This window comes from Anoxynatronum sibiricum (assembly GCF_039414295.1).
In the GTDB taxonomy this organism is placed as follows: domain Bacteria; phylum Bacillota; class Clostridia; order Peptostreptococcales; family Tindalliaceae; genus Anoxynatronum; species Anoxynatronum sibiricum.
The window spans coordinates 14,367-25,948 of record NZ_JBCITM010000004.1; the positions used below are offsets into that span (position 1 = coordinate 14,367).

The following is an 11,582-nucleotide window of genomic DNA, read 5'->3' on the forward strand; positions in this document are numbered from 1 at the left end:
ACCAAAGATCATTGTGTTGCCACTGAATTGTTATAGTTATCACATTTATAAGCATGGTATTTCACGTGTCGACGCAATCAAATTTGCGCAGGGATTACTTTATGATTAAATAGCGAGAGCAGCCTGGGGCTTTGGTGCATGAGGAGATACTTCTCTGCACCAAGGGATCCGGGTATTTTTGACGCGAGAATCTTTCGAGGTTAAATGATGATGTTTCTGGAAGGATCAAGGAAAGCGCTTGACAGGGATTTATCATACAGATATAATTAGAATGCATTCTAGTATAGATACTAGAACAAAACTAGCGCATAATGCTAAAGGAGTGGTTTAGATGAAGAAATGGATGAGTATTTTACTGCTAGTGGCTTTACTGATTACCACAACAGGATGTAGTCCGGGTGCAGCATCACCGGCAACAGTGGAAGCACCCGAACAGGAACAGGGTATGCAGGAAAGTGACGCAGCTGCGACAGGTTATTCAGCGGGCAGTTACCGTGCAACGATGATGGGTATGCGTGGAGATGTTACAGTGGAAGTGACTGTGGATGAAACCAGCATTCTGGATGTTTCAGTCATCGAACATGAAGACACCCCGGGAATAGCTGAACTGGCAATTGAAACCATTACTAAAGAAGTGGTGGAAGAGCAGTCACTTGGAATTGATGTGGTCACAGGAGCCACCATTACTTCTTATGCAATCTTGGGAGCAACTGAGCGAGCGTTGACAGAAGCCGGGGCAGATATTGCGGCGCTGAAAGTGAAAAAAGAGCGACCACCACTGAGTGAAGGAGCAACAGAAACGGCAGATGTTGTCATTGTAGGCTCGGGAGCAGCAGGAATGGCAGCAGCCATCGAAATTGGGCGAAACAGTGACCTCAGTGTAATCATTCTTGAAAAGCTGGCTTACCCTGGCGGATCATCTGTTGTGAACGGCGGCGGCATCTGGGCAATGGGGTCAGCATTCAACGATATGGTGGGTATGGATGCCACTGCTGATGAATACATTGCTTTTATGGAAGAGAGATCAGGAACAACCCTCAATCGAGAACTGATGAGAAGAATTCATGCAGTTTCTGGAGAAACCTTTGATTATCTGATGGATCAGGGGCTGCAGATTAACACAGAAACCCTCAGTCTGGCCCATCCGGATGCAAAGCTGCCCATGGCCTGGGCAAAAATCAATGCAGATTACCCGTATAACACTGGTTTTGGCGGCAAACAGCTGATGGACACCATCATCGGCAGTGCCCTGGAAAATGGAGCAGAACTGAGAGTGAACTCAAAAGTGGTGTCACTAACGGAAGAAAACGATAAAATCACCGGTGTGGAAGTGGAAGGTCCTGATAGCCGGTATCGCATTGAAGCTAAGAAAGTCATTTTAGCCACCGGAGGTTTCACACGAAACAATCAATTGGTGGAAGAGCTTGCGCCGGAATATCTTGGATCCATTCCCTATACAGGTGCCGGCAGTCATGGTGATGGCATCTTAATGACCCGGGAACTGGACACCGTTATTGTAGGTGAAGGGATGATGGGACTAAGCGGTTATAATGACAATTACGGTTATTTTGGTCCATACGGAAGCCTGACAAGAACACCTCAAATGGTTGTCAACCAAGAAGGTGAACAGTTTGGTGTGGAAGGTCTCTATTATTCAGAACAGCTGATTGCCTATAACCAACAGACAGGCAAGGTTGTTTATGGAATTTCAGATGCCACACATTCCAATATTCAGGGATTGGAGGCAGGCGTCGAAGCAGGCGTGGTGAAAAAGGCAGATACACTGGAAGCGTTGGCAGAACAACTGGATGTGGATGAGGCAAAAATGATTGAAACAGCTGAAATTAATGGGTTAACAACTGCACCATTTTACTCCATTAATATCAGACCGCTTTTCATTGGATCAATTCCTGGTTTGAAGATTACTGAGAATACGGAAGTGTTGAATGCTTCTGGTGAAGTAATTCCAAATCTTTATGCGGTGGGAGAGTTGGTCTTCGGAAACACCTTCAGCAAATGGTATGCTGCATCTGGCACAGGCATGGGAGTCTCTGTTTATACAGGAACCATTGCCGGTCAGGAAGCGGTTCAAAGTTTGAAGTAAATCCCCTCAAAGTACTCGATGAACAAGCTCCTCTCTTTGTAATCTTTTTATAGAATATGGTAAAAACTGCCGGAACATTTCTGGCAGTTTTTACATTAATGCATTCTCTTTTTTAAAATGAAATCTATCGCGTTTTTAAAAGGACATTATGATGCAAGAAACTGCTGCATGGGTGCAAGGTGAATATCGTTCATAAGAAAAGAAGATGGCCATAAAAAAACTGACCTTGCAGCAAAAAGGTCAGTTTTTTTCAAGGAATGAAACGCTGTTTTTGGGGACTCAACAGAATCGGTTGGCTTTTGGGAAGGCTGATGAAAGCATGAATGCTCTTTGGCAAGGGGCTACTCATCATTCTTCAAAAACTTCTGCCGGTACATGTTGCTGGATAATCCGATTAAATAAGTACCCAGAATACTTTTCATCGTTCTTTCCAAAGGCAGATTACCTTCATTTAAAGCCCACTCAAAAATAATGCCTTTTACCATGGTGCATAGATCAGCAGCACTGGAAGCGGGATCAACTTCATTTTTCAGTTGAGCATCCTGCTTCGCACGCCTTAAGTCATGAACTGTTTGTACAATGATGGAATTATACTCTGAATCCTTCGCGTCATGATATGCTAAATCACGGCGGCAGAGTGCCTTGTTTTGCGTTGAATAATATTTTGCTATAAAATCAACGCCTGTTTTTTCACAGTATCTTCCATAAAAAGTATAAATATTGAGGATTCTTTTGATAAAATCCGGCTCCGATTCCCGGTCATTGATTTGCTCCAGATATTGCTGATATCCATTGACGAGATAATGGGACATCAATTCATCTTTAGAGCCGAAATTATGATAGAAGGTACCATTGGAAACATTGGCCACCTCGCAAATATTTTTCACGGTTAAGTACTCGAATCCATACTTCTTGATGAGTTCTTGTGCAGCTTCAAATATCCGATTCTTGGTTTGCTCTGATCTGATTTGACGGGGAGTTTTAATGTTATTCTTATCCAGCATAAGCAACACATCCTTCGGCATCGTGGGAACAGTTTCAATAAACACTATTCATTATACTACATTATCCCCAATACGTTAAGGGACAGATGTGGCATAGCTATTTCACAAGTGATCGGCTAAAAAGAGCTCGGGACCAACAAAGAGACAGTTACATTTTATACAAAAACCACTTACAGGTACTCAGCTCATATTTCAGTTCATACACCTTCTCCAGGTCCTGAATCACACTCTGGCAGCGGTAAACCAGCATCCGATTCCCTGCCAGTTTTTCTTCGTGGTGCTGAAGAATCCGATCCACTTTAATCACCACAGGCTCCTGATGGGGCTGATCGTTTCCCTGCCAGCGGTACCGCAGCGGCCGGGGAAGGCCCTGAGAATCAAAAAAAGCAATGACTTCAATGGGATGCATCCATACCTTCATCAACATTCGCCTCCCAGCGAGAAAATGAGAAATCTCAGGAAAAAGCCAGTCAGTTCCCCCTGTTGCCATACAAAACGTTCCATTGGAAAATGTATCATAACAGTAGTTGCAGCAGCAACTCGTCACCGGAGCCAACCGGCCATTACAGATAACTGACCATCATGGGATACTCCGCCTCCTGGTCCTGCAGTACTCCACCCATGAGGGGCTGAATGGGAGAGTGGGAGAAACAGCCCCGAAAAACCGCCCGGGTGCCAAATCGTAATCGGAGGGCATCAATGGTCCGGTCCAGTTGGTGGTGCTTTTCCAGGTGTTGATGAAAGAGAGACAACTGGTAATATTCATTACTGCAAAGATCAGAAAGATGTACTCCCATGTGCCGCAGAGGTTCTTTCCTCCAAAAATTATCAAAAAGACGGCAGCTTTCTTGCCAGAGGAGGGAAGTGACATCAGTGGGGGACGTCAGACGACACTGGTGACGATAAGTGATGAGTTCGCTGGACCGAAGGGTCACAGATATCACTTGGGCACAGCGTCGGATTTTTCGAAGGCGCATGGCTGTAGTCTCACAGAGGGCCAGCAGAATCTGATGGGCCGTGGCCCGGTCGGTCACATCAAAAGACAGGGTGTTGGAGTTGCCAATACTCTTGACGGGCATGGGTTCATCCGTCACCCGAGAATCATCCAGCCCATTGGCATACTGCCAGATGAGCAGTCCTGGCTTTTTCAGCCAGCAGTGAATCAATTTGGGATCAGTCGCCGCCAGCTGGCCAATGGAAAAAATATTGTACCCCCGCAGCTTTCGGGCGGTGGCACGGCCCACAAAAAACAATTCCTGTACCGGGAGGGGCCACATTTTTTCAGGCACTTCATGACGAAAAAGAGTATGCACCTGGTCTGGTTTCTGGAACTCCGAAGCCATTTTCGCCAACAGCTTATTGGGGCCGATGCCTACATTCACCGTAAAGCCCAGTTCCTGTCGAATTTGGGTCTTCAGGCGCCTGGCGGCCGCCACAGCGGCGGCTTCTGCTCCTTGTCCCGGCATCATATCCGGAGGAAGCTGGTAATGCAGAAAGGCCTCGTCAATGGAATACCGTTGAATCAGGGGCACATACTGGTTCATGATGGCCACCATGGCCTCACTGCACTTTATGTATAATTCATAACGGGGAGGCACCACCACCAGGCCCGGACACTTTTGTCGGGCACCATAGAGTGTTTCTCCCGTATGAATCCCATATTTCTTGGCGGGAATAGATTTGGCCAGCACAATCCCATGGCGGTCAGCTTCGCTGCCCCCCACCACTGCGGGAATGGTGCGCAGATCAAGAGAATCTCCCTGTTGCAGGCGGTAAACCGCCTCCCAGGACAAATAAGCACTGTTCACATCCACATGAAAGACATAGAACATTAGTTTCGCCTCCACCTTCATCATACACGGAACATGAGTTCGATGTCAATAAGAGGCATGGCGGCGAAGTGACATATTGTTACAGGCGAATAGGTGGTGGCAATATATGAAAGGCCGATGATCAATGCGTAAATGTTTTACAATTGACATGGTTGGAGCACCATGATAGACTTCTTCCGACAGAAATGACAATATATCAATTTATGACGGCATCAGCAACACTTGCAACAAAAGAGGCTGATGCAGTGGGCACTTGCTTTCAGACAGCCTTATTTGGGCAGGAGCATTCATTCTAAATGAGAAGGGGGAGGGAATTCTATGAAAAGCTTAAAGCTGAAAATGACGGTTTCTTTTCTGGTGACAAGTATCTTGCTGCTATTGGGAGCGGGGATTGTGATGTACACCATGGCTTCGAATATGGTGATCGATGTGGCAGAAGAGCTTAAAGAAGAAATGATTGGTAGTTTTTCACAAAATATTGAGCTGCTATTGGAGCGAAAAGTGGCAGAAACAATGCTTGTCTCAGAAAATGAGGCTGTTAAAGAGATGAACCCAGAAAAAGCACAGCCTTTCCTGATAACAGTTCTTGAAAAATCCGATTTCGGAACACTTTCGCTGGTTTTTCCAGATGGCACTGCCTACAACAGCGACCTACAGGTATTCGATTTTAGCCGAAGTGCATACATGGAGCCGATTTTCAACCAGGGAGTAGATTCTTTTATTACTAATCCTTTTCCCAGTTCCATTGACGGACAAATGCTGATGGTCATTGCCCACGGTATCAATGATCACCAGGGAAGACGGGTGGGAGCAGTTTCGGGGTCAATGTACTTATCTGATATAACTGAAATGGTGGAGGAAATCAGTATCAGTGATGCGGGATTTGGCTGGATTCTTTCAGACAGCGGCATGATTCTGGCGCACCCCGACGAAACGAATGTGGGCATGAATATCAATGAAGTTGAAGCCTATCGCCTGCTGAATATGTCGGAAGTGGCAGGACAAGCCTCTGGATATCGAAGAATTGCTGTCGGCGGGCAGGATGCGATTCTCCTTAACTCCCAGATTAAAGGAACCCAGGGTTGGAACTTAATGGTGGAAGTGAATGCGGCAGAGTTGCTTTCGGAACTGGCATTTTTCAGGACGGCGGCATTGTTTATTTTACTGGTGGCAGTCCTGTTAAGTGTTATTGCAGGAGTTTGGATTAGCAGTAACACTGTCAAACCGGTCAAAGCGGTTGCTGAAAAATTAGAGAAAATGGCAAGCTATGATTTGACGGAAAATCCGGATGATACCATCACCATTTACAAAGACCGAAAAGATGAAATCGGAGATATGATTCGATCAAGTCTGCGGATGCGGGAAAACATGGCTGGTCTGCTTCAGAAAGTGCTTTCTTCTTCTAAAAATGTGTCGGTTTCTGGAGAAGATCTAAAAGCCACAAGCCAGCAGTCGGCCGCAGCAGCCAATGAAGTGGCGAAAACCATTGAAGAAATAGCCCGAGGAGCCACAGACCAGGCAAAAGAGACAGAAACAGGTGCTTCACGCATCAATGAGTTAGGTTTTTTGATTGATCATGACCAGCAATGTCTTCAGGAGTTGATTCAGGCTGCCGTGAATATGGACAGTGCCAAAAGCGAGGGCATGGCTGCGCTGCAATATACCATTGAGAAATATCAGGAAAGCTCAGAAGCTGCCGAGGAAATAGCTCAGGTCATTGTGGAAACCAACAACAGTTCGGCGGACATTAAAAAAGCCAGTGGAATGATCAAGAGCATCGCCGAACAAACAAACTTACTGGCACTCAATGCTGCCATTGAATCTGCAAGGGCAGGAGAAGCAGGAAGAGGATTTGCGGTGGTGGCAGAAGAAATACGAAAGTTGGCAGAGCAGTCCAGCTTGTTCACGAATGAAATCGAAGCGATCATTTTGACATTGAACGATAAGACAAACACAGCTGTCAAAAACATGGAGCAAGTGGCTGTCATCAATGAAGAGCAATCAAAGGGGATTCATGAAACGCAGGAAAAATTTGACAAGATCAATCAATCAGTTTTGAAGGTGCAAAAGGTGATTGAGGAGTTGGATGTGTCAGGCAGGGAAATGGAAAGAAAAAAGCAGGAAATCATTGCAGTGGTGGAAAACCTGTCAGCAATTTCTCAAGAAAATGCAGCGGGTACAGAAGAAGCTTCGGCTTCGGTGGAAGAGCAGACGGCAGCCATGGATGAAATTGCCCAGGCGAGTCATGCCCTGTCAGAGCTGGCAGATGAAATGAATCAGGCAATTCTTCAGTTCAAGCTGTAAAACGGATAGAATAGTGAAGGACAAGGGATGATTTCCCTTGTCCAAAGTAAAAGCAGCCGGTTAACTAAAGACCGGCTGCTTTTACTCATTCTTTTGAGGAGAAGGTGGCAAGAAATTCGCCGTAACCTTCGTTTTCAAGCTCATCTACTGGTATAAACCGAAAGGCAGCAGAGTTGGTACAATAACGAAGCCCGGTGGGTGGAGGTCCGTCGGGAAAAACATGACCCAAATGGGATTCGCCGTGCAGGCTCCGAATTTCGATGCGCTTCATGCCAAAGCTGCTGTCATGTTCCTCCACAATCAATTCAGGCACTAAAGGACGGGTAAAGCTGGGCCACCCTGATCCTGAGTCATATTTATCAAGTGAGCTGAAAAGCGGCTCGCCGGAAACCACATCCACATAGATACCTGCTTCCTTATGGTTCCAGAATTCATTTTGAAAAGGCCGTTCAGTTCCTTTATGCTGAGTTACTTCATATTGCAGAGGAGTCAGCGATGCTTTCAGCTGGTCATCTGAGGGCTTTTCAAATCCTTGCCACTGATCGGTGCTGAAATAAACGACAGGTGGTGGCGGTACAACGACACTCGCAACCCCTGCTATTTCTGCGGCAGGGTCTTGTTGACGCTGAAAGCGCCAGAACAGTAAGGTCATCAACAAAAGCACACCTAAAAGGGATAAACGGCGGGAATGAAATACATACAAAGTGATCACCTCCATCAAATCTGGGTAAAGCCATTAGGGGCTTTCAAAGCCTGTAATGACGATTCGGGGTTGGTTAATGCAAGTCAACTGAAAGACCGCCGCAGGCGGTTTCTTTCAGGATACATAATACATTGTATTTATACCCAGGAGAATGATTCTCAAATAAAAAATGTCAAAACAGACAGGATAACGAAGGGTTTGCTACAAAAAAACCACTAAATAACCACCATAAAACCCCTTGAAAAAGGGACAAATGACCTGGAGACAGCTGTTTTGTAGGACTATTGGGCAAAAAAAGAAAGACAAACGTCGGTTTACATAACAAAGGCCCTGTGATATACTGCAAGAGGATTGAATGTGAATTTAGCCACCTACTATAAAGAGACGACCTTAAAATATTCAGGAAAAGGCAAACTGCAGGAAACTGCAGGACGCAAAGCTACAGGGCCTATTCAAGGCAGCCAGTTACCGATGAATGTTTTTTTGTTTTTTTGCAGCTATTCGGTTGTTGGCGGATTGGAAATCAATGAGGAAACGGGAGTGGAAATGTGCGGAGGAAAGTGGCGGGAGTTATTTTGGGAGTGACACTGAGTGTCTTGACAAGTGGAGGCCTGCAGGCGTGGGCAATGCCGGAGATGACATTTTCAGATATCAGGCCGACTGACTGGCATGCCGGTTATGTGATGACTCTATCCAGTCTGGATGTGGTCAGGGGATACAGTGACAGCACCTTTAAGCCCAACGAGACCATCAGCAAGGCTGAGTTCATTGTGCTGGCCGTTAAGGCGCGCCATGATGACATTATGCCGGCATCGGGGGAACACTGGGCAATGAATTACATGCGCAAAGCAGAAGCGTTGGGAGCCATTGCTTCAGGAGAAGCCGCGGTGATGGAGATGAATGCTTCCATTACCAGAGAAGAAGCTGCCCGAATTTTGGTGAGAACTGCAGGAGAAGAGGGGCTGGAACAGCCGGCGGATCCTTTGACCGTTTTTTCGGATATGGAAGCTGTGAAAGAAACGAACCAGCCTTACGTGCATCAGGCAGTTGCCAAGGGGTGGCTTTCCGGTTACCCTAGTGGTGAGTTCAGACCGGCCAATGAAGTCACCCGGGCGGAGGCATCGGTGATGCTGACCAAATCACTGGGAGATGGGGCCATGAGCCGGGTGGAAGAAATGAAAGCAGCGGCGGCACGTTACATGGAAACCCAAGAGGCAGAAGCGGAAAAACTCCGGGAAAGCATTCTGGAAACAGCGCTGGAGCTGCAGGGAATTCCTTACCGGAGGGGCGGCAGCACACCTGCAGGTTTCGACTGTTCTGGCTTTGTCACTTACGTACTGGGACAGCACGGCATTTCACTGCCCCGCAGCAGTGCGGCTATGTATCGGGCGACGGAGAAGATTTCCATGGATGAACTGGAACCGGGAGACCTGGTCTTTTTTCAGGGATATCAGTCAGGACCCTCCCATGTGGGAATTTACGTAGGCAACAATGAATTCATTCACGCGCCTTCTTCAGGAAGAACGGTTTCTTTCGACCAGGTGGACGACCCCTCTTACTGGGGCCCCCGGCAGTATGGAGCGGCCCGTATTTTATAACATCTAACATCAAGAAACAGCCAGTTGTCTGCTCAAAAGGAGCAAGCCGACTGGCTGTTTTTTAATACTTCTTTAAGAATACATCTTTACCTGTAGACAAGTTCTCCCGTCAGGGCCCGGATTATTTCGGCATGATCCGGCCATCTCTGGATCAGTGCCTCACGGCTGCCGATGGTGTAATCAGCGGGATGATACCCCGGTGCCATGGTGGTGCCCAGCAGGGCCCAGGAGCCGCCGGGCTTCAGGCGAAGCCCCTGCCAGATGCCGGCGGGGACCACCTGCTGTAAGGCCATCCCTTCAAAAAGCTGATTTCCCAGAAGGGTCACAGAACTTGAACCGTCTTCGTGAAGCTGGCACAGTTCCACGGGGTCACCCAGATAAAAATGGTAGACCTCATCAGCTTTCAGCTGGTGGAAATGGGAAAAGCTGTCGGCGGTGAGGAGGTAATAAATGGCGGTGCCAAAGGGGCGCTCTGCTGCCGGCGTATTTTCTGAAACGCTGCTTTTTGACGACTCGCCTGACCCGCCTTCGACCTGAGACGGTTTTGAGCGAAACCGGAGAGGGAGACAGTGGAGGGGCAGGGTTTCTGTCGAAGTGTAGTTATTTCGGTACATGCCACCCTCGCCTTCCAGCGGCTCCAGGTTCAGCAGATGAATGAGATCTTCGGCAGTGAACGCAGGGGTGGAAACAAGACGGTGCTGCGGGGTGGTACTGATTTCATCAGAAGGGTTCATGGACAGTCACCCACTTTCCTGCTTCATTGGCACTGGCTTCAATGGCATTGGACAGGGCAACAATTCTCGCAGCCTCCCGAAAGGTGGGATAGCTGGCGTTCCCGGAAGCATCGGGTTTCTTTCCGGTACGAATGTCGGTATATACTTCCTGAAAAAGACGGGTGAAGCTGTCGGTGAAACCGCCTCCAAAGGCCATCACCTCTGTTTGAATGCCGCTGCCTTTTTCCGCCTGGTGAAGCTTTCCCGGCTCTTCTGAATTCCACCAGAGATTCCGGTGTGTACCGGTTATTTCCATGGTCAGGTGATTCATACGCCCCTGGGAAACCTCAGAAAGCACCATGGAGCCAATGGCCCCGTTCTCGAAACGCAGGTGAACACAGGCGGCGTCCTCAGAATCAATCCGAATTACCTGGGGAGCTGGTTTGGAAGCAAGGGGCAAAGGCAGCGGGGTTTCTTCACCAGTGAGAGATAAATCCTCGGGCGCTTGCTTAGAGGGAGAAGTGTTTGAAAGCGATGTCATCAAGCCTTCTTTGAGCTGGCGCGCTGGGTGAAAACAGCCAAAAACAGCAGCAACGGCCTGAATTCGCTGTCCGCTGAGGTGTTGGGCCAGGTCCAGCCAATGAGATCCAATTTCTGTCACTGCCCGCATGCTGCCGGCCAGCTCTGGCTGGTAACGCCAGTCAGGGGGAGCCGGCAGTGCGTGAAACTCCTGGAGATAGGTGCCGTGAATCAGCAACACGTTTCCAAAATCAGGGGTCTGAACAATTTTCCGGGCTTTTTGACAGGCATCATGGTACCTCACATTGAAATTGACGGCACAGATACTGTCCCTGTTTTCCGTCAGTGCCACCAGATCCCTTGCTTCTTCTGTTGTCAGGGTCAGGGGTTTTTCGCAAATAAGAGCCTTTCCCTTTTCCAGCAGCATCCGAATCATGGGAGCGTGAAGGGTTGGCGGTGTGCAAATGTGAACACAGTCAATGTCATCGGCCAATAGTACGCTGGGGTCCTGAGTGATCACAGGCACCTGCCAGGTTTCGCCAAAAGCCTGGGCTTTACTCAGATGACGGTTGACCACCGCCTGAATGTCAATGCCGCTGGACCGGAGAGCGGCCGCGTGGGTATGGGCGATGGTTCCGGTGCCTAAAATAGCTGCTTTCAAGGCGCACACCTACTTTCTCATATTTGATCAGAGTGGTTCTTATGTTTTATTTTATCAGTTGAGGCGAAATAATTCAGAAAAACCTGCATAGGATGGATGAAAAAAAACATCTTTCATGGTATGATGATATCAGGTTGTCACTTG

The 11,582-nt window shown here is 47.8% G+C and carries 8 protein-coding genes, 1 pseudogene and 1 riboswitch; of the genes and pseudogenes, 3 read left to right on the forward strand and 6 right to left on the reverse strand.

The annotated features are described in order from the left end of the window. Positions 1–331 precede the first annotated feature (331 nt). Complete coding sequence (locus tag AAIG11_RS05270; RefSeq protein WP_343185193.1) at positions 332–2,104, forward strand: FAD-dependent oxidoreductase; 1,773 nt, start codon at positions 332–334, stop codon at positions 2,102–2,104. A 341-nt stretch (positions 2,105–2,445) separates the two neighbouring features. Here the strand turns inward: AAIG11_RS05270 and AAIG11_RS05275 are convergent, their stop codons facing one another. The 3 genes from AAIG11_RS05275 to AAIG11_RS05285 form a co-directional block, all read right to left on the reverse strand. Further along, positions 2,446–3,108 carry a TetR/AcrR family transcriptional regulator gene (locus AAIG11_RS05275; protein WP_343185194.1) on the reverse strand — a complete coding sequence of 221 codons (663 nt, stop codon included), beginning with the start codon at positions 3,106–3,108 and terminating at the stop codon, positions 2,446–2,448. A gap of 148 nt (positions 3,109–3,256) precedes the next feature. Beyond that, positions 3,257–3,529: a hypothetical protein gene (locus tag AAIG11_RS05280; protein WP_343185195.1), complete on the reverse strand. Its 273-nt coding sequence runs from the start codon at positions 3,527–3,529 to the stop codon at positions 3,257–3,259. A 142-nt stretch (positions 3,530–3,671) separates the two neighbouring features. Beyond that, complete coding sequence (locus tag AAIG11_RS05285) at positions 3,672–4,940, reverse strand: DNA polymerase Y family protein (RefSeq protein WP_343185196.1); 1,269 nt, start codon at positions 4,938–4,940, stop codon at positions 3,672–3,674. A 318-nt stretch (positions 4,941–5,258) separates the two neighbouring features. Here AAIG11_RS05285 and AAIG11_RS05290 point away from each other — a divergent pair, with 318 nt between their 5' ends. Further along, positions 5,259–7,244 carry a methyl-accepting chemotaxis protein gene (locus tag AAIG11_RS05290; protein WP_343185197.1) on the forward strand — a complete coding sequence of 662 codons (1,986 nt, stop codon included), beginning with the start codon at positions 5,259–5,261 and terminating at the stop codon, positions 7,242–7,244. 85 nt (positions 7,245–7,329) lie between these two features. Here the strand turns inward: AAIG11_RS05290 and msrB are convergent. Next, positions 7,330–7,755 (reverse strand): annotated as a pseudogene (gene msrB / locus AAIG11_RS05295) (peptide-methionine (R)-S-oxide reductase MsrB); the annotation flags it as partial. A 590-nt stretch (positions 7,756–8,345) separates the two neighbouring features. Further along, positions 8,346–8,420: riboswitch (cyclic di-GMP riboswitch) on the forward strand. 75 nt (positions 8,421–8,495) lie between these two features. On the opposite strand from msrB, the gene AAIG11_RS05300 reads away from it, so the two are divergent. After that, the gene (locus AAIG11_RS05300) at positions 8,496–9,545 is read left to right on the forward strand and encodes an NlpC/P60 family protein (RefSeq protein ID WP_343185198.1); all 1,050 of its coding nucleotides are present in this window, start codon (positions 8,496–8,498) and stop codon (positions 9,543–9,545) included. Positions 9,546–9,631: 86 nt separating this feature from the next. On the opposite strand, the gene AAIG11_RS05305 is transcribed toward AAIG11_RS05300, so the two are convergent. Then, positions 9,632–10,279 (reverse strand): cupin domain-containing protein, encoded by a 648-nt coding sequence (locus AAIG11_RS05305; RefSeq protein WP_343185199.1) that lies wholly within the window; start codon positions 10,277–10,279, stop codon positions 9,632–9,634. Continuing rightward, entirely contained in the window at positions 10,266–11,438 is a 1,173-nt protein-coding gene (locus tag AAIG11_RS05310; protein ID WP_343185200.1) for a Gfo/Idh/MocA family protein, read from the reverse strand. The genes AAIG11_RS05305 and AAIG11_RS05310 overlap by 14 nt, the downstream gene beginning before the upstream one ends. Positions 11,439–11,582 lie beyond the last annotated feature (144 nt).

Bases quoted from the DNA above. Each gene is read 5' to 3' on its own strand.
- AAIG11_RS05270 (WP_343185193.1), top strand. From the start codon at position 332: ATGAAGAAATGGATGAGTATTTTACTGCTAGTGGCTTTACTGATTACC.
- AAIG11_RS05275 (WP_343185194.1), bottom strand. From the start codon at position 3,108: ATGCTGGATAAGAATAACATTAAAACTCCCCGTCAAATCAGATCAGAG.
- AAIG11_RS05280 (WP_343185195.1), bottom strand. From the start codon at position 3,529: ATGAAGGTATGGATGCATCCCATTGAAGTCATTGCTTTTTTTGATTCT.
- AAIG11_RS05285 (WP_343185196.1), bottom strand. From the start codon at position 4,940: ATGTTCTATGTCTTTCATGTGGATGTGAACAGTGCTTATTTGTCCTGG.
- AAIG11_RS05290 (WP_343185197.1), top strand. From the start codon at position 5,259: ATGAAAAGCTTAAAGCTGAAAATGACGGTTTCTTTTCTGGTGACAAGT.
- AAIG11_RS05305 (WP_343185199.1), bottom strand. From the start codon at position 10,279: ATGAACCCTTCTGATGAAATCAGTACCACCCCGCAGCACCGTCTTGTT.